Annotated in this window: 21 protein-coding genes; 17 read left to right on the forward strand and 4 right to left on the reverse strand. The window is 44.2% G+C overall.

The genetic code is table 11. The features are described 5' to 3' along the window. Positions 1 to 28: 28 nt before the first annotated feature. The gene (locus PGR14_RS11640; RefSeq protein WP_270223454.1) at positions 29 to 1,945 is read left to right on the forward strand and encodes an NAD(+) synthase; all 1,917 of its coding nucleotides are present in this window, start codon (positions 29 to 31) and stop codon (positions 1,943 to 1,945) included. Between the two features lie 111 nt (positions 1,946 to 2,056). On the opposite strand, the gene PGR14_RS11645 is transcribed toward PGR14_RS11640, so the two are convergent. Continuing rightward, entirely contained in the window at positions 2,057 to 2,743 is a 687-nt protein-coding gene (locus PGR14_RS11645) for a S1 RNA-binding domain-containing protein (protein WP_022221145.1), read from the reverse strand. Between the two features lie 289 nt (positions 2,744 to 3,032). Between PGR14_RS11645 and PGR14_RS11650 the strand changes: the two genes are divergently transcribed. The 14 genes from PGR14_RS11650 (at position 3,033) to PGR14_RS11715 (ending at position 17,470) form a co-directional block, all read left to right on the forward strand. Continuing rightward, positions 3,033 to 3,767: a DUF5058 family protein gene (locus PGR14_RS11650; protein WP_008369597.1), complete on the forward strand. Its 735-nt coding sequence runs from the start codon at positions 3,033 to 3,035 to the stop codon at positions 3,765 to 3,767. Positions 3,768 to 3,788: 21 nt separating this feature from the next. Next, positions 3,789 to 4,478 carry a hypothetical protein gene (locus PGR14_RS11655; protein ID WP_211133869.1) on the forward strand — a complete coding sequence of 230 codons (690 nt, stop codon included), beginning with the start codon at positions 3,789 to 3,791 and terminating at the stop codon, positions 4,476 to 4,478. Positions 4,479 to 4,496: 18 nt separating this feature from the next. Then, a complete protein-coding gene (locus tag PGR14_RS11660) occupies positions 4,497 to 5,606 on the forward strand; it encodes a M20/M25/M40 family metallo-hydrolase (RefSeq protein ID WP_008369593.1) in 1,110 nt (369 codons plus the stop codon). 16 nt (positions 5,607 to 5,622) lie between these two features. Beyond that, on the forward strand, positions 5,623 to 6,957 hold the full coding sequence (locus tag PGR14_RS11665; RefSeq protein WP_055247826.1) for an amidohydrolase: 1,335 nt from the start codon (positions 5,623 to 5,625) through the stop codon (positions 6,955 to 6,957). A gap of 116 nt (positions 6,958 to 7,073) precedes the next feature. Beyond that, on the forward strand, positions 7,074 to 8,369 hold the full coding sequence (locus PGR14_RS11670; protein ID WP_270223456.1) for a GTP cyclohydrolase IIa: 1,296 nt from the start codon (positions 7,074 to 7,076) through the stop codon (positions 8,367 to 8,369). A 97-nt stretch (positions 8,370 to 8,466) separates the two neighbouring features. Continuing rightward, positions 8,467 to 10,119, forward strand: a complete 1,653-nt coding sequence (locus PGR14_RS11675) for a putative manganese-dependent inorganic diphosphatase (protein ID WP_055247828.1) — start codon at positions 8,467 to 8,469, stop codon at positions 10,117 to 10,119. Positions 10,120 to 10,149: 30 nt separating this feature from the next. After that, positions 10,150 to 10,743, forward strand: a complete 594-nt coding sequence (locus PGR14_RS11680; protein ID WP_022221152.1) for a flavin reductase family protein — start codon at positions 10,150 to 10,152, stop codon at positions 10,741 to 10,743. Between the two features lie 248 nt (positions 10,744 to 10,991). After that, a complete protein-coding gene (locus PGR14_RS11685; RefSeq protein WP_055156811.1) occupies positions 10,992 to 12,140 on the forward strand; it encodes an iron-containing alcohol dehydrogenase in 1,149 nt (382 codons plus the stop codon). A 303-nt stretch (positions 12,141 to 12,443) separates the two neighbouring features. Next, a complete protein-coding gene (locus tag PGR14_RS11690) occupies positions 12,444 to 13,061 on the forward strand; it encodes a polysaccharide deacetylase family protein (RefSeq protein ID WP_207719254.1) in 618 nt (205 codons plus the stop codon). Positions 13,062 to 13,074: 13 nt separating this feature from the next. Continuing rightward, the gene (locus PGR14_RS11695) at positions 13,075 to 14,394 is read left to right on the forward strand and encodes a replication-associated recombination protein A (RefSeq protein ID WP_055247831.1); all 1,320 of its coding nucleotides are present in this window, start codon (positions 13,075 to 13,077) and stop codon (positions 14,392 to 14,394) included. A 96-nt stretch (positions 14,395 to 14,490) separates the two neighbouring features. Next, on the forward strand, positions 14,491 to 14,949 hold the full coding sequence (locus tag PGR14_RS11700) for an NfeD family protein (RefSeq protein WP_022220409.1): 459 nt from the start codon (positions 14,491 to 14,493) through the stop codon (positions 14,947 to 14,949). A 3-nt stretch (positions 14,950 to 14,952) separates the two neighbouring features. Continuing rightward, a complete protein-coding gene (locus PGR14_RS11705; protein WP_022220408.1) occupies positions 14,953 to 15,879 on the forward strand; it encodes an SPFH domain-containing protein in 927 nt (308 codons plus the stop codon). A gap of 33 nt (positions 15,880 to 15,912) precedes the next feature. Continuing rightward, positions 15,913 to 16,635 (forward strand): LytR/AlgR family response regulator transcription factor, encoded by a 723-nt coding sequence (locus PGR14_RS11710; protein WP_055247832.1) that lies wholly within the window; start codon positions 15,913 to 15,915, stop codon positions 16,633 to 16,635. Then, a complete protein-coding gene (locus tag PGR14_RS11715; protein ID WP_008369567.1) occupies positions 16,628 to 17,470 on the forward strand; it encodes a sensor histidine kinase in 843 nt (280 codons plus the stop codon). Before PGR14_RS11710 ends, PGR14_RS11715 begins: the two co-directional genes overlap by 8 nt. A gap of 365 nt (positions 17,471 to 17,835) precedes the next feature. Here PGR14_RS11715 and PGR14_RS11720 read toward each other — a convergent pair whose 3' ends face one another. The 3 genes from PGR14_RS11720 to PGR14_RS11730 are packed head-to-tail and all read right to left on the reverse strand — an operon-like array spanning position 17,836 to position 20,515. Beyond that, positions 17,836 to 18,348 carry a DUF4364 family protein gene (locus tag PGR14_RS11720; protein ID WP_008369564.1) on the reverse strand — a complete coding sequence of 171 codons (513 nt, stop codon included), beginning with the start codon at positions 18,346 to 18,348 and terminating at the stop codon, positions 17,836 to 17,838. A gap of 12 nt (positions 18,349 to 18,360) precedes the next feature. After that, positions 18,361 to 19,362: a TIGR01212 family radical SAM protein gene (locus tag PGR14_RS11725; RefSeq protein WP_270223460.1), complete on the reverse strand. Its 1,002-nt coding sequence runs from the start codon at positions 19,360 to 19,362 to the stop codon at positions 18,361 to 18,363. A 4-nt stretch (positions 19,363 to 19,366) separates the two neighbouring features. After that, the gene (locus PGR14_RS11730; protein ID WP_022220405.1) at positions 19,367 to 20,515 is read right to left on the reverse strand and encodes an NAD(P)-dependent malic enzyme; all 1,149 of its coding nucleotides are present in this window, start codon (positions 20,513 to 20,515) and stop codon (positions 19,367 to 19,369) included. Positions 20,516 to 20,738: 223 nt separating this feature from the next. Here PGR14_RS11730 and rho point away from each other — a divergent pair, with 223 nt between their 5' ends. Both rho and rpmE read left to right on the forward strand, forming a co-directional pair. Beyond that, a complete protein-coding gene (rho, locus tag PGR14_RS11735) occupies positions 20,739 to 22,064 on the forward strand; it encodes a transcription termination factor Rho (RefSeq protein WP_008369555.1) in 1,326 nt (441 codons plus the stop codon). 108 nt (positions 22,065 to 22,172) lie between these two features. Next, positions 22,173 to 22,373 carry a 50S ribosomal protein L31 gene (rpmE, locus tag PGR14_RS11740; RefSeq protein WP_008369554.1) on the forward strand — a complete coding sequence of 67 codons (201 nt, stop codon included), beginning with the start codon at positions 22,173 to 22,175 and terminating at the stop codon, positions 22,371 to 22,373. The last annotated feature ends 13 nt before the right edge of the window (positions 22,374 to 22,386 follow it).

The following is a 22,386-nucleotide window of genomic DNA, read 5'->3' on the forward strand; positions in this document are numbered from 1 at the left end:
TTTATAAGTTTTCAGTAACGGTAAACACATGAAACAGGGATTTATCAAAGTTGCAGCAGTCACAGTTGATATTCGTGTGGCGGATGTCTGGCACAACTGTAAGGAAATCTGCAAACGTATGAAAGAAGCTGAGAAGGCTGGCGCAAAGATCATTGTTTTTCCGGAGCTTTGCCTGACCGGGTATACTTGCAGCGATCTTTTTACACAGGATATACTGTTAAAAGAGGTGCGCAGAGCACTTGCAAAAGTTGCAGAAGAGACCAGGCATACAGAAGCACTTGTATTTGTTGGGCTTCCACTTGCAATTGATGGAGAGCTTTATAATGTTGCGGCCGCATTAAATGACGGAAAGATCCTTGGCTTTACAACCAAGACATTTCTTCCGAATTATGGGGAATTTTATGAGATGCGTCAATTCCGTCAGGGACCGAAAAAAGCAAGAGTGATTTCTTATGAAGGGGAAGAAATCCTGTTTGGGCCGCAGATCCTGTATCAGGCGGCAGAGATGGATGATCTGGTCGTATCGGCAGAGATTTGTGAGGATGTATGGTCACCAATCCCGCCGAGCATTGAGGCGGCAAGAGAAGGCGCGATCATCCTGGTCAACTGTTCAGCAAGTGATGAGACGATCGGAAAGGATAGTTACCGGGAGGAACTGATCAAGGGACAGTCTGCAAGACTGATTGCAGGTTATGTCTATGCAAATGCCGGGGACGGAGAGTCTACAACGGATGTGGTATTTGGCGGACACAATATTATTGCAGAGAATGGGACGATCCTGAAAGAAGCAAAGCGGTTTGCCAACGAGATGATCGTCAGTGAGATTGACATTTTCCGTCTTTTAAGTGAACGGAGAAAAAATACAACTTTCCAGACAACGGAAGAACGTCATCTTCCAAAAGTACTGTTCCACATAAGTGTGGAAGAGACAGCACTTACCAGAAGCTTTGCACAGACCCCTTTTGTTCCACAGAATATGGCAGAGAGGGAAAAGCGCTGTGAGGAGATTCTGATGATCCAGGCAATGGGACTGAAAAAGCGTCTGGTGCATACTCACTCGAGAACAGCAGTCGTTGGAATTTCTGGCGGTTTGGATTCAACGCTGGCACTGCTTGTGACGGCGAAAGCGTTTGAAATGGCAGGAAAAGACCGCAAGGATATCATTGCAGTGACGATGCCTTGCTTTGGTACGACAGACAGAACCTATCAGAATGCCTGCCTGATGTCGAAGAAGTTGGGAGCCACTTTGAAAGAGGTGCCGATCGCGGATGCGGTCCATGTGCATTTCCGTGATATCGGACATGATGAAGAGGTACATGATGTGACCTATGAGAATTCACAGGCAAGAGAGCGTACCCAGGTGCTGATGGATATTGCTAACCAGGAATGGGGCATGGTCATCGGAACCGGAGATATGTCGGAGCTGGCTCTTGGGTGGGCGACTTATAATGGAGATCATATGTCTATGTACGGAGTCAATGCATCTGTTCCGAAGACACTGGTACGCCATCTGGTTCAGTATTATGCGGATACCTGTGAGGATCAGGAGCTGAAAGAGGTACTTCTGGATGTTCTTGACACACCGGTAAGTCCGGAGCTTCTTCCACCGAAGGATGGCGAGATCGCCCAGAAGACGGAAGACCTTGTAGGTCCGTATGAACTGCATGATTTTTATCTGTATTATGTTCTGAGATTTGGCTTTGAACCGTCAAAGATCTATCGGCTCGCAAAGCTTGCATTTGAAGGAACTTATGACAGCGAGACGATCATGAAATGGCTGAAGACCTTTTACCGAAGATTTTTTGCGCAGCAGTTTAAGCGCTCCTGCCTGCCGGACGGACCGAAGATCGGTACGGTGGCACTTTCTCCGAGAGGAGACTGGAGAATGCCGAGCGATGCGTGTGCGGCAGTCTGGATGCAGGATCTGGAAGCACTGGAGAAATAGAAAAGAATGTACAGGGGGTACATTCTCGCATAAAGTGTCAGTGATACTTATCAGGTAATGATAAAGGGAAGTCTGCGAAGGTGCAGGCTTCCCTTTTTTAAATTATAATTTTTAAAGCTTGATATTTTTAAACAGATCCCCAAGGCTGGTTCCGATTGCTTCTACTTTCGGAATTTCTACGTGTTCCAGCTCTTCCTCCTGTTCTTTTTCAGCATCTTCGGCAAGAGCCTTGATACTGAGGCTGATCTTACCGTCTTTGATACCGATGACTTTGACATCTACTTCGTCCCCAACGTGAAGTACCTGGTCTGCTGATTTGATTCTCTGGGTACTGATCTGGGAAATGTGAACCAGACCGGAAAGACCGTTCTCGAGACGCACAAATGCACCGTAGGACTGAAGCGATTCAACGGTACCTTTTACAACACTTCCAACCTGTACAGATGCAAGTTTTTTTGCATCTTCTGCTTTTTTCTGTTCTCTTAAAATCTCACGTGCAGATAAGATCAGGCGTCCTTCTGCCTGGTTTGCTTCGATCACGCGGACATCAATTTCTTTTAGAAGATAAGTCTCCAGATCTTCGATATAAGAAAGAGAAAGGCGGGATGCCGGGATGAATCCTCGAAGTCCTTCGACCATGGCGATGACACCACCATTTACGATTCCTTCTACTTTTACGTGAAGATTGGTTCCTTCTTCCTGATAACGTGCGACCACATTCCATGGATTGGCATCATCGAAATGTGCTTCGTAGTCTGCCATGCTTTCTGTCTGTTCCTGTAATTTTTCGTTTTCCATCTTAACACCTCTGTTAGTTTATTTTTCTGAACGTATGCTCAATATGTTTATTAGTATAACACATTTTTGTATAGATAAAAAGTATGGATTCCAGATGGTTAGACGGTTAAATTGTGCTTAAAAAGAAAAAATCGTTATTATGTACGAAAATTGTGGTAAAAATTTGTGTATATTTTGAATAGTAAAATTTATGAAAAAAGTTGACAAAAGAAAAAATAAATTGTATATTACCAACATAAGGACATATTAAGGACAGTGTCCTAAACTAAAAGGCAAAGGAGAATTTAAAATGAAGGGAAACGTGAATTATCTGGAACTGGCAAACAGCCCTCTGATGTGGGTGAGTGCCGCAATAGCAGTAGGAATCGTAGTTTTTCAGTCCGTACTGTTTTTCAGGAAGTCGCTCAAAGCAGCAAAAGAGATTGGAATTGAACAGGAAAAGATCAATATGGCAATTAAGAGTAGTGCCATTTCCTCAATTGGACCATCTATTGTAATCCTGGTAACAATGATCTCTCTGATCGTATCAATGGGAGCACCTGTTTCATGGATGAGACTTTCTTTCATCGGATCCGTTAACTATGAAGCAATGGCAGCCGGATTTGGCGCACAGGCAATGGGCGCTACACTGGAGAACCTGACACCGGTTGCATTCGCCTGCGGTGTATGGACCATGATCTGTGGTTCACTTGGATGGCTGATTTTCACACTCCTTTTCACAGATAAGATGGATAAAGTAAACCATCTGATGTCAAAAGGAAATTCCAAAATGGTTCCGATCATTTCAGCAGGAGCGATGCTTGGTGCATTTGCAAACCTTGCATCAGGAAACTTCTTCAACGAAAAGAATCAGTTTGCATTTGGCGGAGCACCGGCAATCGCAACAATCGTAGGATGCATTCTTATGATGATCCTGACAAAGTTAGCGAAAGAAAAGAATATTGGATGGCTCAGAGAATGGGCCTTTGCAATTTCCATGTTCTCAGGCATGCTCATTGGTTACATCTGGAACACTGTATTTTAATAGGAATGAGAGGATAAAGATATGAATAAAGAATACTACAACAAAGTCTATATACCTGGTATTGTCAAATGGGGAAAAATCACCATGTTATTAGGTATCATTACATGTTTTGGACCGGCACTTGTTATCTCAGTTGTATACGGATGTATGCCACCGGTATCCGCAATCATTGCAGGTACAATCGCACAGATCAGTGTAAGTGGAGCATTTTATATTGTAGAACCGATTTCCTATTTCCCGATTCTTGGAATCCCGGGAACTTATCTGACATTCCTTTCAGGAAATACATCCAACATGCGTGTTCCGTGTTCTTCTGTTGCACAGGAAGCAGCAGGCGTTGAAATGGGGAGTGACAAAGGTTCTGTTGTATCAACCATCGGTATTGCTGTATCGATCATTGTAAATATTGTGATTCTGACAATCGGAGCAATTGCAGGAAACGCAATTATCGGTATGATGCCAGAAGGATTCAAGCAGGCCCTCAACTTCCTTCTTCCGGCACTTTACGGAGCTGTATTCGGACAGTTCGCAATCACAAGACCGAAGCTTGGTGTAGTTGCAGTAGTTATTGCATTTGCAATGAACTGGCTGATGAAAAACGGATTCTTATCCTTCTTCCCTGGAACACCGTCATACGTTGTTATCCTGGTAGCCGTATTTGGATCTATTTTCGCAGGAAAGATTATCTACAAGAAAGAGCTTGAGGACTAAGTCCGGAAAGGAAAAACGATGTTATCGAGAGAAAGATTACAGGAAAGATTTATTGAGATGATCAAGATCTACAGCCCGTCAAAAGGGGAAAAAGAGATGGCGGACTGGATAGAAAACTGGCTGAGAGAGCGGAACATTCCGTTCCAGTCAGATCATGCCGGGGAAGCTTATGGTGGAAACGGCAGAAATATCGTTGCATTTGTAAAAGGAAATACGAAGGAACGTCCACTTGGATTTGCAGCACATATGGATCAGATTGAGCCTTGCAGAAATGTAAATCCGGTGATCAATGGAAACATCATCAGTACCGACAAGACAACAACACTTGGCGGAGATGACAAAGCTGGAATTTCAGCAATCATGGAAGCGGTAGAAGATATCATTGAAAGCGGTGTACCGCACAGAGATATTTATCTTGTATTTACCTGCTCCGAAGAGATTAGTATGATGGGAACAAAGCACATGGATATGTCTATGCTGCCATGCAAGGAATTGGTTGTTGTAGATGCAACCGGTGGAGCAGAGACTCTCGCATACAAAGCACCGGCAATGGAAGCGATTGAGATTACTTTCAAAGGAAAGAAAGCACATGCCGGAATTGAACCGGAAAAAGGAATCAATGCAATTGTTGTGGCATCAAAGGCAATCAGTAAGATGCACATCGGACGTATTGATTATGAAACAACCTCTAATATCGGACATATTGAAGGTGGATCTGCAACCAACATCGTAACAGATGAGGTTACATTTACCGCAGAGATCCGTTCACACAGTATGGAAAAGCTGGCTGCAGAGGTTGCACATATGGAACAGTGTTGCAAGGAAGCTGTAGAGGAAATGGGAGCCTGTTATGAGATGAAGCATGAGATGGCTTACCCGGTCCTGTCGCTGGAAGAAGACTGTGAATTGATCCAGGATACTGTAAATGCAATGGCAGAAGAAAGAATTACAGCAAATAAAATGATCATCGGTGGCGGAAGTGATGCAAATGTGCTTGCGGGACACGGATATAAGAGCGTCATTTTGGGATGTGGAATGATCAATGTACACACAGTAGAAGAAGCGCTTGATACAGATGAGACCTGGAAAGTGACAAAAGTACTGAGAAGACTGATGGGTGCAGAATAGGAGATGGACGACATAGATGGAAAAAGAAGAACTGAAGCAGAGATGTCTGGACGCGATTGACGCGAACAGAGATCTGATCATTCAGCTTGGTGATGATGTATATAAAACGCCTGAACTTGGCTACAAAGAATTTAAGACTACAGAAAGAATGATAAAGGCATTTCAGGAGATTGGAGAAGAGCCGGAGACGGAAATTGCATATACTGGCTGTAAGGTTTCAACTCCGAAAAAAGGGAATACAAGAATTGCCGTGATCGGAGAGCTGGACTGTATCCAGTGCAAAGAACATCCGGACAGTACGCCAGAAGGAAATGTTCATGCCTGCGGTCATCATGCACAGCTTGCAGATCTGTATGGATGTGCGATTGGTCTTTTAAGATCCGGAGTGATGAAGGAACTGGGTGGAGCGGTTGATTTTATTGCGATCCCTGCGGAAGAATGTGTAGATTATGATTATCGCGACAGTCTGATCCGTGAAAATAAGATCAGTTTTTACGGCGGCAAGCAGGAATATTTAAAACGTGGTGGCTTTGATGATGTGGATATGGCATTGCAGTGTCACATGATGGAAATTGGAAATGGCAGGCATTGCACGATTGATACCGACTGCAACGGATTTGTGACAAAGACGGTAACATTTATCGGAGAAGCTGCGCATGCAGGTTTCGCACCACATGAAGGAATCAATGCGTTAAATATGGCAGAGTTGGCACTGAACAACATTCATGCACTCCGTGAGACTTTTCAGGAGAAAGAAAAGGTTCGTGTAAGTGCGATCATTACAGAAGGCGGAGATCTGGTAAATGTAGTTCCTGCTGTTGTGAAGATGCAGATCATGGTACGTGCTTTCACAATTGATGGAATGCTGGATGCCAGTAAAAAAGTGAACCGTGCGTTAAAAGCCGGAGCACTTGCAATCGGAGGAAAAGTCGAGATTGACGATAAGATCGGATATCTTCCGATGAATACCAACCGTGAGCTTTCAGCATTATATAAAGAAAATATGATCGAATATACAGGGGCGGAAAAAGATTCATTTGTAGAGCTTTATGAGACAGCAGGTTCTACAGATCTGGGGGATCTTTCTCAGATCATGCCGTGTATGCACATCTGGACAGAGGGAATAACCGGAGGACTTCACTCCAAGGATTACCGTCTTGCGGACCCGGAACTTGCTTATATCGTTCCGGCAAAGATGATGGCGCTTACGATCATTGATCTTCTTTATGATAACGCAAAAAAGGCAAAACAGATTCTTGACAATTTCAAACCGACGCTGACAAAAGAAAGTTATCTGGAATTAAAAAAAGAGCATTCTAAGCTTGTGGTTTTTGATGGCTCTGAGTTATAATAAAAAGGAATCCCGTTTAAGGGGTTCCTTTTTTAAAGCAATTATTCAGATATATAGAGAGAAGCTGCCAACGGCAGGTTCTCTGGATAGAAGATCGCAATACGGGGGACAAATTTGTGAAAGTTGGAGTTATCGGATCAAAATCATCTTGTGAGGTTGTTAAGAAGAGTATAAAAGAAATCGACAGTTCAGTAGAAGTAGCTTCTTATGAAGAGGAACAGGTTAACCGAAGTGACCGGCTGATTGAGGAATGTGAACAGGAGTGTGATGCGGTACTGTTTACGGGCTGTGCGATCGAAAGTTTTGTGGGGAGAAACTATCATTTCACCAGGCCGCATGTGTCGGTGGAAAAATCGGTAATCAGCATTGCGGGAGCATTTCTGCAGATGCAGAAAAGTAATATTGAACTGGATGCATTTAGTATTGATATTGTAGAAAAACAGGTCATTGAGGATTTACTGGATGCATTTGACATCCAGGCAAGAAACATTTATTCCTGTCCGTTTCAGGCAGGAGTGGAAGAAGAACAGTATGTGGAGTGGCACATGAAGCTTCTGGATGAAGGAAAGGTCAATGTGGCACTGACTTCTCTTCGGTGGGTGTATAAGACACTGCAGGAAAAGGGATACCATGCAATTTATCTGCCTCCGACCAGGGCAAAAGTGAGAGTGGCACTGGAAAAATTAAAAAATGAATGTGCGCTTCAGGAAGCAGAATATGCGCAGGCAGCAGTTGAGATTTTTCAGCTGACGGATTATAAGAGCAGAGAAGAGAATTATTATTCAAGTATGCTTGCAAAAGCAGATATTGAAAAAGAAATCATCAAATATACAGAAGGGATTCAAGGTGCAATTTTTGCATCAGGAAGAAGAGAATATATTGTATTTTCCAATTCCGGGGCTGTACAAGAAGAATTTAACCAGCGGAAGCTTCTGAATCTGCAAAAAAAAGTGCAGGAGGAGAAGAAAATCAGCCTGAATGTAGGGATCGGAACCGGAGGCACGATGAATGACGCGGAAATGAACGCAAGACGTGCACTGGATTTTTCCCTGAAAAATGCAAAGCAGGAGATTTTCTGGATTGATGCCGGTCAGACACAGCACGGACCGCTTGGAAAGGAGATCCAGCTGGAATATCAGCTCATTTCTTCCGACCCGAAGTTACAGGAAATTTCAGAAAAAACCGGGCTCAGCACAACGTCAATTCTGAAGATCATTGCCATTGCAGATGTAAGAAAAAGTTATATTTTCGATGCACATCAGTTGGCGGAGTGTCTGGGAATTACGGTCAGAAGTGCGCGCCGGATCATGAATAAGATCATGGAAGCCGGTTATGGAAAAGTGTATGCAAAGAAGACAGCGGCAGCGGGTGGCAGACCGAAGGCACTGGTAGAGATATTGTTTAAAATTTAGTGTAATGGTCTTTTATCCGAACAAGGGTTGACGAACAGTAAAAAAAATGGCATTCTGAAAAGTAAAGGAACAAGAGATAGTAATGGAGTAATATAAAATGGATCAGAAAAAACCAAAGAAAGTATATGTGATCGGACATAAAAATCCAGATACAGATTCTATCTGTTCGGCAATTGCATATGCAAATCTGAAAAATAAAATCACAGGAGAAAAATACATAGCGAAAAGAGCGGGCGAGGTAAATGGTGAGACAGCATATGTTCTGGATAAATTCCAGGTAAGTGTGCCGTCTCTTCTGGACAATGTACACCTTCAGGTAAAAGATATGGATATCCGTCATATTGAGGGTGTATCTGGTCACATGTCCATTAAAGACGCATGGGCAAGAATGAAAGATGAGAATATTAAGACACTGCCGGTAACAAGAGGTGAGAAGCTGGAAGGGCTGATCACTATCGGAGATATTGCTACGTCATATATGGAAGTGTACGATAATAATATCCTTGCAACAGCGAGAACCCAGTACCGTAATATCGTCAAAACACTGGACGGAACACTGATCTCCGGGAATGAGCATGGCTATTTCCTGAATGGAAAAGTTGTCATTGCCGCATCCAGTCCGGATCTGATGGAGAATTTTATTGAGAAGGATGATCTTGTCATTCTTGGAAACCGTTATGAGTCACAGCTGTGCGCGATCGAGATGGATGCAAGCTGTCTGGTCATCTGCCAGGGAGCCAATATTTCCAAGACGATCAAGAAGATGGCAGAGGAGAGAGATATCGTGATTATTCAGACACCACATGATACCTTTACTGCTGCAAGGCTGATCAACCAGAGTATTCCGGTCAAGTATTTTATGAGCCGTGATAATCTGGAGATTTTTCATTTGAATGATTATGTGGAACATGTGAAAGAAGTTATGTCAAAGACGAAGTACAGAGATTTTCCAATTCTGGATAATAAAGGAAAGTTCTGTGGTTTCCTCTCCAGACGAAGACTTATGACATCCCGTAAAAAACAGGTGATTCTTGTGGATCATAATGAAAAATCACAGGCTGTGAATGGAATTGAAGAGGCAGAGGTGCAGGAGATCATTGATCATCACAGACTGGGCGGTCTGGAGACAATCGGACCGGTATATTTCCGGAATCAGCCGGTTGGATGTACCGCTACGATCATTTACCAGATGTATCAGGAAAGTGGTGTAGAGGTAGAGCCACAGATGGCGGGACTTCTGTGTTCTGCAATTATTTCGGATACGTTACTGTTCCGTTCACCAACCTGTACGATGGTTGATCAGGCGGCAGCAGAGGCACTGGCGCGGATTGCCGAGATTGATATGGAAGAACATGCAAAAGAGATGTTCAATGCGGGAAGCAATCTGCGTGGCAAATCCGTAGAAGAGATCTGTTTCCAGGACTTTAAGGTGTTCAATGTAAAAGATATCATGTTTGGAGTCGGACAGATCACATCCATGAATCAGGATGAACTGGATGAGGTGAAAGGACGTCTGATCCCATATCTGGAAGAGGCGAGAAAGACCCAGGGACTGCATATGTTGTATCTGATGATGACTAATATTCTGGAAGAGTCTACAGAACTCCTTTGCTGTGGTGAAAATGCAAAGGAACAGGTTCTTGAAGCGTTTGAACTGCCGGGAGATACGGAAAAAATTCTCCTGAAAGGTGTAGTATCAAGAAAGAAACAGATGATCCCTGTTCTGGTAACTTACCTGCAGCAAAAATAAAAACAGATAACTTTATAGGAGAGATGGCTTATGGCAAAACAGATCTGGAAGCCGGGAAATATGCTGTATCCACTGCCTGCAGTTATGGTCAGTGTGGCAGATAAAGAAGGCAATCCGAATATCATTACCGTGGCGTGGGCGGGAACGGTCTGCACAAACCCGCCGATGGTTTCGATTTCCGTGAGACCAGAGCGGTATTCTTATCATATGATCGATGAGACCGGAGAATTTGTAATCAATCTGACGACGGAAAAACTTGCGTATGCAACGGATTATTGCGGTGTGCGTTCGGGAAAAGATGTGGACAAATTCAAAGAGCTGCATCTGACACCGGAAAAGGCAGAATATGTGAGTGCGCCACTGATTGCGGAGAGTCCGGTCAACATCGAGTGTAAGGTGGTCAAAAAAGAAACGCCGGGGTCGCATCATATTTTCCTTGCCGAGGTAAAAGCGGTTCATGTAGATGATGCCTATATGGATCAAAAAGGGCGATTTGCATTGGAAAAGACCGATCCGATCGTATATGTGCACGGACAGTATTATAGTCTGGGTAAGTTGCTCGGAACATTTGGCTATAGCGTGAAAAAGCCGACAAAGAAGAATGGAAAGAAAAAGAAGAAATAAAAACAGAAAATCCTCTTGACAAAAAAATGACAGAGGGTATATGCTGTGTAAGTAGAAACTCAAGGGCGAGACTGCTAAGGTGCGGTCTCGTCCTTTTTTATAGGAAATTCCGAAGGAACTTCCTATGAAACAAAAGGCACTGCGTGCCGGAGATGCGCACTCGCACGAAGATGAAGAATGTCGCAAGCGACTGCGCTCGGCGCGAGAATGTGCCGAGGCACATTCTTATTTAAAAGGAGTAGTAGATGATGAAAGATTTTACATTCAATGTACCACAGGATATTATTTTTGGAAAAGGCAGTTTAAAAAGACTTCCGGAGCTTCTTGAGAAAAGTGGTTCCAAGAAGATGCTTCTGATCTCCGGACCGGTTTTGAAGAAGATCGGAATGGTCGAGAAAGTCGAAGAGATCGTGAAGGCTTCCGGTATCGAAGTGGAAGTATTTACTGATGTAGAAGCAAATCCATCTGTTGCAACGGTAGATAAAGCAACAGAAGCATACAAAAAAGCAGGAGCAACCAGTATTGTAGCTTTCGGTGGCGGAAGTCCGATGGATGTGGCAAAGGCAGTTGGTGTTCTTGCAAAATACGGCGGAGAGATCGGAGATTATGAAGGTGCACACAAGGTACCGGGACCGATCGTTCCGATCATTGCGATCCCGACAACTGCAGGTACAGGAAGTGAAGTGACGGCATTTTCTGTTATTACCGATGAAGCAAGAAATTATAAGCTGACTGTGTTCAGCTATGAGCTGATCCCAAGCTATGCACTTCTGGATCCGGAGCTTGTTATGACTTCTCCGGCATCGGTAGCCGCAGCATGTGGCGTAGATGCACTGATTCATGCATGGGAGGCTTACACTTCAAGAGATGCATCTCCATTTTCTGATGCAATGGCAGAAAAGGCAATGGAACTGATCGGTGCAAATCTGCGCAGATTCGTAGCAAACCGTCAGGATGAAGAGGCGGCGGCAGCCATGCTCTCCGGAAGCATGTTCGCAGGTATCGCATTTGCATGGGCAAGACTTGGAAATATCCATGCTATGAGCCATCCGGTAAGCGCCTATTTCCATGTGGCACACGGTGTGGCAAATGCGATTCTTCTTCCAACGATTGTGGAATATAATGCACTTGCAGATCATGGACGTTATGAGAAGATCTACAATTATATCAGCAAAGAAAAAGACCCGGTGATCGATTTTGTGCCGGAAATGCTGGTAGATGAAGCGAGAGATCTGCTTCGTGATCTTGGTATTCCGCAGCATCTTGCCGATGTTGGTGTAACGGAGGATAAGATTGAACTAATGGCTGCCGATGCCATGAAGAGCGGAAATATCATGGCAAATCCGAGACAGTCTACGATCAGGGATATCATTGAACTTTATAAAAAAGCAATGTAGATCATTCAGGGGATATGAGTCAGCAGAAGCTGGTTGATATCCCCTTTTTTGATCTGAGTATAGAAAACAGGAAGAGATTGGTGTTCGGTATATATTTTTTTAATGCAAGAGTACCGGAGGCAAGAAAGCATAAATGTGAGTACATAGGTAAAGAATCTCCCGCATATAGTAAAAAGAGAATGGGAAAAGAGGGATATCCGTATGTGGTACCGACTGCTTTATGGAACAATCAGTTTTTTATGCTTTACATGGCTTCTATTTACCTGGGGAGTGATCGATAACGGAAAGATCAAACTGATAAGAATGAACGATGAAACGGTAGAAGCATCCTATGAGGCAGGTGGAACAAACGAGCAGTATCAGGAAAAACCCAAGATCGCCCTCACATTTGATGATGGCCCACATCCTTCCAGTACGCCAGTGCTCCTTGACGGGCTTGCCGGGCGGAATGTGAAGGTTACTTTTTTTGTGATCGGGGAAAATGTAGTAAAATATCCGAAAGTTGTGAGCAGAGAGGCTGAAGAAGGGCATATTATTGGAAATCATACTTACAGTCATGTAGATCTCACAAAAATGTCTCAGGAAATGACAGAGTGCGAACTCGGAAAGACCAATACCGCGATTGAAGAAATTACCGGAAAAAAGACGGAATATATGCGACCGCCCTATGGAGCCTGGAAGAAGGAGATGGAAGAGAATACCGGCATGATTGCGGTGCTATGGAATGTGGATCCGCTTGACTGGAATACGGATAACGAGACAGAAATTGTCAATAAAGTAGTGACGGAAACGGAGGAAAATGATATTATTTTATTACATGACTGTTATCTGTCTTCAGTAAAGGCGGCACTTCGCATTATCGATATCATGCAGGCGAAGGGATATGAATTTGTGACAGTCGATGAATTGCTGCTGGATTAAAGGAGAGGTTTTGATGGATTTATTTGATTATATGCGGGAGACGACAAAGGAGAAAGAATCGCCCCTTGCCTCCAGACTGCGTCCGACGACTCTGGATGAAGTGGTTGGACAGCAGCACATTATCGGAAAGGACAAGCTTTTATACCGTGCAATCAAGGCGGATAAACTGAGTTCTGTTATTTTTTACGGACCTCCGGGAACCGGAAAGACTACGCTTGCAAAGGTGATCGCCAATACTACAAGTGCAGAATTTACCCAGATCAATGCTACGGTTGCCGGGAAGAAGGATATGGAAGAAGTGGTGAATAAGGCGAAAGAACTGAAAGGGATGTACCAGAAAAGGACAATCCTTTTCATCGATGAGATTCACCGGTTTAATAAAGGACAGCAGGATTATCTGCTCCCGTTTGTGGAGGACGGCACGATCATTCTGATCGGTGCGACGACAGAAAATCCTTACTTTGAGGTGAACGGTGCGCTTCTTTCCAGATCCAGTGTATTTGAACTTTGTCCGCTTTCACAGGAAGAAGTAGAGACCCTGATTCTGAGAGCGGTGCAGGATGAAAAAAAAGGAATGGGAAGCTATCATGCGGTGATCGAGGAGGATGCCCTGCATTTCCTGGCAGACCTTGCCGGTGGAGATGCCAGATCTGCGCTTAATGCGGTGGAACTGGGTATCCTCACCACACCAAGAAGTGAGGATGGAATGATCCATATCACGCTGGATGTTGCATCCGAATGTATACAGAAGCGGGTTGTGCGATATGATAAGACAGGAGATAATCATTATGATACCATATCCGCATTTATTAAAAGTATGCGCGGTTCTGATCCAGATGCAGCCGTATATTATCTGGCAAAGATGCTGTATGCCGGAGAAGACATTAAGTTTATTGCCCGCAGGATTATGATCTGTGCATCGGAAGATGTGGGAAATGCGGATCCGATGGCACTGAATGTTGCAGTCAGTGCAGCACAGGCAGTGGAGCGGATCGGAATGCCGGAGGCACAGATCATTTTATCACAGGCAGTTCTTTATGTGGCAACAGCGCCGAAGAGTAATTCAGCATGTAATGCTGTCTTTGCTGCGATGGACAATGTGAAAAAATATAAAACGACTGTTCCGGTGCATTTGCAGGATGCACATTATAGAGGTTCTGCAAAGCTGGGGCATGGAATTGGTTACAAATACGCGCATGATTATCCGAATCATTATGTAAAACAGCAGTATCTGCCGGATGAGATCAAAGATGCCGTATTCTATGAAGCGAGCGATAACGGCTACGAACAAACGATCAAAGCGCATATGAAGCGGATTAAGGATGAAGCGTAACCTATTCGCACAGGAAATCACTGCATTCACGCAGAAGGGATTGATTTGACACAGACACTCTGCTACCATATCTGTAAGCAGAAAGGAGTGAAGAATATGGGAGCGGTTCAGGACAGCTATATAACTGTTGCATGGCTGGTTCTTCTGGTAGTACTTCTGGTGATCGAGATCATAACGGTGGGACTTACAACGATCTGGGGAGCAGGAGGTGCGCTGGCGGCACTGATCCTGAATATTCTGGATGTACCGTTTGCCGGACAGGTGGTTGCATTTTTTATTGTGACAATTTTACTGCTTGTATTTACCAGACCATTTGCAATGCGTTTTATTAACACCCGCCGTCTGAAGACGAACTATGAAGGAATCATCGGAAAGACGATCCGGATCAGCCAGAAAGTAGATAACATAGGGCAGACTGGTATGGCGGTGGTAAATGGTACAGAGTGGACGGTAAGATCCGAACAGGATAACGTGATCCTGGAACCCGGAACACTGGCGAAGGTGGTTAATATATCCGGAGTAAAGTTAATTGTAAAAAAATATGAGGAGGACTAAAAGATGACGGGACTTATTATTTTAGTAATTATTATTGTGATCGCATTACTGTTTCTGACTTCCTGCATTAAAATCGTGCCACAGGCAAAGGCACTGGTTATCGAACGTCTTGGTGCATATCAGGCAACATGGAGTGTAGGACTTCATTTTAAACTGCCGATCATTGAACGTGTGGCAAGAAGAGTAGACTTAAAAGAGCAGGTAGTTGATTTTGCACCGCAGCCGGTTATCACAAAGGATAACGTAACCATGCGGATCGATACCGTTGTATTCTACCAGATTACAGATCCGAAGATGTTCTGCTACGGAGTAGCGAACCCGATCATGGCAATCGAGAATCTGACAGCGACCACCCTTCGTAACATCATTGGTGATCTGGAACTTGACCAGACACTGACATCAAGAGAGACGATCAATACGAAGATGCGAGCATCTCTTGATGTGGCAACGGATCCATGGGGAATCAAAGTCAATCGTGTGGAACTGAAAAATATCATTCCACCGGCAGCAATCCAGGATGCAATGGAGAAACAGATGAAAGCAGAACGTGAAAGACGTGAAGCTATTCTCCGTGCAGAAGGTGAAAAGAAATCTACTGTCCTTGTTGCAGAAGGTGAAAAAGAATCTGTGATCCTGAAAGCGGAAGCTGAAAAACAGGCAGCGATCCTCCAGGCAGAAGCAGAAAAAGAAAAGAGGATCAAAGAGGCTGAAGGTGAAGCGGAAGCCATCCTTAAAGTACAGCAGGCAAATGCAGACGGTATCCGTTTCATCCGTGAAGCGGGTGCAGACCAGGCAGTGCTTACGATCAAGAGTCTGGAGGCATTTGAAAAGGCTGCAGACGGCAAGGCAACGAAAATCATCATTCCGTCAGAACTGCAGTCACTTGCGGGGCTTGTAAAGAGCGCTAAAGAAGTGATCAAGGAAGATTAGATTAAAAAAAGAGAGAGGAAAGGTGACAAATAGATGACGGATGTATTGATCCTGGAAGATGAACTGACTTCGCTGCAGGCATTGTCAGAGATTCTTACCACATATTCAGATGATATCCGTGTCCACAAGGCATCTTCCCTGAAAGAAGCAAAAGACCTGCTGGATCAGGAAATCCGGTATGGTCTTTTCCTTTTGGATGTAAATCTAAGCGGCGAGGACCGGGAGGATATCGGTGGGATTTTGTTCGCAAGAGAGATACGGGAGAGGTTTGAATATACTTTTACCCCGATCGTGATGGTGACTGCCATTGGCAATATGGAAATGCAGGCTTACCGGGAGCTGCACTGTTACCAGTACATTATGAAGCCATTTCACAGGGAGCAGGTGGAAGAGGTTGTTCAGAAGGTGCTGGAAAAAGAGAGCAGGGAGAAACCACCGGTGATCGTTGTGAAAAAAGACGGGATCAATTATCAGCTGAAATGCGAGGATATCCGTTATCTGGAAGCGATACCGAGAGGAACAAGACTGCATCTTGTGACGGAGAACTGGGATGTCCCTTATGTGACTCTCAGACAGATGCTGCTTAAGATGCCAAAAGGGATGTTTGCGCAGTGCCATCGGATGTATGCGGTCAATAAAAATGAAGTTGAATATTACGATACCGTCAACCGGATCATCCGGATCAAAAATTGTCCGGATACGGTAGAAATCGGTGTGACTTACAAATCGGTGATCGGAGGACTGTTAAATGGCTGATTGGGTACGCAAATTTCTATATCGTATTTTCTGCGTAATGGCACTTATGGTATCAGTCTATCTGATCGTGGATTTCCTGATCAGCGGTACCTTTGATTACAGGGTGTTTATCATGTTTGTTCTGATGGTGATCGTTGTGATCTGGGGAATTGTGGACTGGAGAAGTAATTATGTACTGATACGCCAGAAGGAAAATGAACTGCGGCTTTATCAGAACTATCTGATTCCGCTGGAAGAACTGGTCAAAGAAATCCGTGCCAAACAGCATGAATTTGACAATCATCTGAATGCAATCCTGAATATGCATCTGACCATCGACAATTATGAAGAACTGGTAGCAAAGCAGTCTGAATATATTACGGAAATTGCCAGAGAAGATGACAGCAGGAAGTATCTCCCCCTTCTGAAGATCAGCGATAAAATCCTGGCAGGATTTATCTACAGTAAAATTGTCCGTGCGCCGGAATATGTCCGGACCGATATCCGCGTGTGGAACAAAGAAATCGTTTCCGGCATTTCCGAACACCACCTGATCGAGATTGTTGGAACCCTGATCGACAATGCATACGAAGCCTGTACCGAAGAAAAAAATCAGGTACTGATCGAAATTGATTCCCAGAATGATAAGCTCATCTTCACGATAAAGAATCAGGTCGAAAATATAGGACTTGGCGAGATCAGTCATTTCTTTGAAAAAGGATTTTCTACGAAAGAAGATGGAAAAAAGCATGGACTGGGACTTTATAATGCAAAGATGCTTGTGAATCGTTACCACGGAGAAATTACGGTGGAAATAGAAGAAAGGAAATACATCAGTTTTGTGGTGGTTATTTAGGCAGATCGGAATATGGGACGGTCTGCTTTTTTTGTAGGTTGTGGTCGGACGTGGACAGAAAACAAATAGAGCAGATTCCTTTGTGCTGACCATTCCGATGAGCCACTTAAGGCGAAAATTGTGTCAGCAAGGGCTTCCACAATTTTTGTGTCTCATCTCCATAGCACAAACATGGAATCCTTATCCATTTGTTTTCTGTCCGCGCCCGGGATTCAGCTCTTTTGGAGCAGGCATGAGGCTTGCAAGCTTTCAAGAACGTAGCTGAGATCTGCCCAAAGAACAACGTAGAGTTTTCATGTCGTGAGATTCAAGTGTATCATTGCCCAATCACAGCCTTAATTTGCGAACCGTATCATTCACATCCATCACAATAACTGAGACATCAGCCACGCATAGACGACTTGATTTTTTTTCTGCCAGTTGAGTGCAATTGCCGCCGCTTCTTTTTCAGTCGGTACAGAAAGGGTCAGATCGATCAGGGGTTCGTGATTTTCAAAGACCTGACAGCGCACGGAATATTCCTCTCCTGCATTTTTCATATAATCCGCCTTTACGGAAACTTCATTTTTCAGATCATACTGTTTTGTCTGTAAAAAGTGGTCAATATCGTCCTGGATTGGCTTTGAGATTTTATCCCGGAAAAGATGAATCGTCCCTTTCCCATCTTCCGTCAGATGGAAAAGAGTGCGGTTGTGAGTGGATTCTTTCAGGATGAGACCACCGTCCGCAAGTTCAGAAAGAGCCTGCTGGAGTTTGAAATAATCGGTATATCCTTTGTCCAGGACAAATTCAGAAATCTGGGAGTTGGTCAGAGGAAAATCAACTTTGTCCAGCATGTATAGAATGATGAGTTTATAAAGTGTAAATGCTTCTGCCATAGGGCTACCTCCTTAAAATGTAGTATATTCTTTTCCCTGCCAGAGATTCTGCTCTTTTAAATAGCGCTGCATCTGATTGAGTACTAACCGTTTATTGCCGGTCCAGAGCGGTGCGATAAGAAGAGATTTTGGTCCGTCACCGGTCAGACGGTGAATGACAATATCCGGACGGAGCGAAGCGATACATTTTCCGAGCAGATGAAAATAAGAGTTCATATCTGGAATATAAAAAGGTTCCTGCCTGTAAAAATCTGCCAGATCGGTATGCTTCAGAACGTGGAGAAGCTGCAGCTTGATTCCGTCAATCGGAAGAGCGTTCAGATAATGGATGGTTGCGAGCATATCTGCTTCAGATTCTCCCGGAAGAAATAAAATTACGTGGGTGATGATCTGTACCCCAATCGCGTGAAGGGAATGGACCGCCTGCTCAAAGACGGAAAGTGGATAACCACGGCGCATCCAGTTGGCAGTGCGTTCGTGGATCGTCTGAAGTCCAAGCTCTACCCAGACCGGTTTAATGGCATTTAGTTCGGCAAGCAGTGTAAGGATTTCAGGTGAAAGGCAATCCGGACGCGTTGCGATAGATAAAATGCGTACTTCTGGATCAGAAATCGCTTCGGTAAAGATCCGGCGCAGATGACAGGCTGGTGCATAGGTATTGGTATATGCCTGAAAATAGGCGATATAGTTGTGCCCGTTGTATTTAGGGCGTACAAGATCTTTTCCATAGGTAAGCTGGTCGGCAACGGAAAGAGAAGAAGAAGCGGCAAAATCGCCGGATCCGCCTTCGCTACAGAAGATACAACCGCGTGTGCCGCAGGTTCCGTCCCGGTTCGGACAGGAGCAGCCTCCGTTTAAAGAAATCTTGTACAGTTTTTCACCGAAATTCTGTTTCAGATAGTAGTCCAGTGCATAGTAGCGCCGTTCTCCCCAGCGCTGAGGAGTTCCTTTTTTGTAAGTAAGCCCGCAGGATATTTCCTGCGGGCGATTGCTATCATAGGTTCTTGTATTCATAAGATTAAATCAGAGCTTTGACAGCTTCACTTACGACCTGTGATACGCGAGGGTCAAAAGCTTCCGGAAGAATATTGTCCTCGTTCAGCTCTTCATCCGGAACAAGTCCAGCGATTGCTTTTGCTGTGGCAAGCTTCATCTCTTCGGTGATCTGTGGTGCACGTCCCTCTAATGCACCTTTAAAGATACCAGGGAAAGCGACAACGTTGTTGACTTGGTTTGGGAAGTCAGAACGTCCGGTTCCGACAACTTTTGCGCCTGCAGCTTTTGCAAGATCCGGCATGATCTCCGGTACCGGGTTTGCCATTGCGAAAAGGATCGCATCCTTATTCATAGAAGCAACCATTTCCTGGGAAACAATGTTCGGGGCAGATACACCGACGAAAATATCAGCACCCTTGAGTGCATCAGCAAGTGTACCGGTCTCATGGTCGAGATTGGTCACTTTGGTCATCTCTTTCTGCATCCAGTTCAGATTCGGTGAATCAGCTGAGATGATTCCATTGATATCACACATGGTGATCTTCGGGAAACCGTAGGTGAGAAGAAGCTTTGTGATTGCAACTCCGGCACTTCCAGCACCATTTACAACAATTTTACAGTCTTCTTTTTTCTTGCCGGTTACTTTCAGGGCGTTGATGATGCCTGCCAGAACGACGATGGCGGTTCCGTGCTGGTCATCGTGGAATACAGGGATATCAAGAAGTTCTTTTAAACGGCTCTCAATCTCAAAACAGCGTGGGGCAGAGATATCTTCCAGGTTGATTCCGCCGAAAGCAGGTGCAATATTGACAACTGTCTTAATAATCTCTTCTGTATCCTGAGTGTCCAGGCAGATCGGAACTGCGTTGACTCCGCCGAATTCTTTGAAAAGAACTGCTTTTCCTTCCATAACAGGCATGGCGGCTTTGGCTCCGATGTTACCAAGTCCGAGAACGGCACTACCGTCGGATACTACAGCGATTGTGTTGGCTTTCATCGTGTATTTGTAGGCTGCATCCGGGTCCTTTGCAATGACTTTGCATGGCTCGGCAACGCCTGGTGTATATGCGATTGCGAGGTCTTCACGAGAGTTTACGTGTGACTTTGCAGTAGTTTCAATTTTTCCATTCCATTTTTCATGCATTTCAAGTGCTTGCTCAATTGCTGACATTTTCATACGTCCTCCTTTGATTACAGTTTTGCTGCTCTTTTATGATAACATTCTTCTGATATGAAAGCAAATCAAAAAACTTCTTTCCATTTTGTGCAAAATGTTGTATACTTGGGTTTATCAAAAGCAGATTAGTCAGTTCAGACAAGATTTCCCAATGTTAAAAGTTTAATATTTTTTTGGATAAGAAAAGTAATTGGAATAAAGGAGGAATATAGAACATATGACGAGAGAAAAATATGAGTCCCTGCCTCTTTCTACATTAAAAGAGGTGGCAAAAACGCGCGGACTTCGCGGAATTTCAACGATGAAAAAAGCAGATCTGATCGATCTTATGCTGGAAGAAGATGACAAAGTTTCAATAAAAGAGGCGAAGGAGGAAGTAAAATCCGAAAAAGCCGGAACCGCAGATATTGAACAGCTCGACAGTGGACGTACGGTGAATGGAATTCTGGAAGTCATGGATGGATACGGATTTATCCGTTCCCAGAACTATCTGCCGGGCGAGGAAGATGTATATGTATCACCATCGCAGATCCGCAGATTCAGCCTGAAGACAGGGGATATCCTGACAGGAAATACAAGAGTAAAGACACAGTCTGAAAAATTCAGTGCGCTTCTGTATCTGACCAAGATCAATGGAATGTCTCCGGCAGAAGCAGGACGCAGAATGAACTTTGAAAATATGACACCGATTTTCCCAAATGAACGTCTCAGACTGGAAGCGGGAAAGAGCAGCACTGCAATGCGTGTTATGGATCTGATCTCTCCAATTGGTAAGGGACAGCGAGGCATGATCGTATCACCGCCGAAAGCAGGTAAGACAACCCTGTTGAAGCAGGTGGCGCTTTCTATGAGGAAGAATAATCCGGAGATCCATCTTCTGATCCTTCTGATCGATGAACGTCCGGAAGAAGTAACCGACATCAAAGAAGCCATTGAAGGGGATAATGTGGAAGTTATTTATTCGACCTTTGATGAGCTTCCGGAGCATCATAAACGTGTGTCAGAGATGGTGATCGAGCGTGCAAAACGTCTGGTTGAGCACAAAAAGGACGTTGTGATCCTTTTGGACAGCATTACCCGTCTGGCAAGAGCATACAACCTGGTTGTTCCACCGAGCGGACGAACCCTGTCCGGTGGTCTTGATCCGGCAGCACTTCATATGCCGAAACGTTTCTTTGGCGCAGCGAGAAATATGCGTGAGGGCGGAAGCCTTACTATCCTCGCAACCGCACTTGTAGATACCGGAAGTAAGATGGATGATGTCATTTACGAAGAATTTAAGGGAACCGGTAATATGGAACTGGTGCTTGACCGGAAGCTTTCTGAAAAGAGAATCTTTCCTGCAATCGATATCCCGAAATCCGGAACAAGAAGAGAGGATCTGCTTCTTACGAAAGAGGAGCAGGAAGCAGTGGATATTATGCGCCGTGCATTAAACGGAATGAAGTCAGATGAAGCGGTAGACAGCATTCTGAATATGTTTGACCGCACGAAAAATAACGTAGAATTTGTCCAAATGGTCAAAAAAACAAAGTTTATTTAGAAAATTACTTGCATTTAGAAAAAAACTATGTTATGCTAACATAGCTGTTTAAAGATATTAGCCGCGTGAAAGCGCGTAAAACGAATAAAACAAGAAGAGGTGAAAATCATGAAAGAAGGAATCCATCCAGATTACTATCAGGCAACTGTAACTTGCAACTGTGGGAATACATTCGTAACAGGTTCTACAAGCAAAGAAATCCACGTAGAAATCTGCTCTAAATGTCATCCGTTCTACACAGGACAGCAGAAAGCAACTCAGGCCAGAGGTCGTGTTGACAAGTTTAACAAGAAATACGGAATTCAGTAATAAGAGAATTCAA

This window comes from Coprococcus sp. AF99-45 (assembly GCF_027663865.1).
In the GTDB taxonomy this organism is placed as follows: domain Bacteria; phylum Bacillota; class Clostridia; order Lachnospirales; family Lachnospiraceae; genus Allocoprococcus; species Allocoprococcus comes.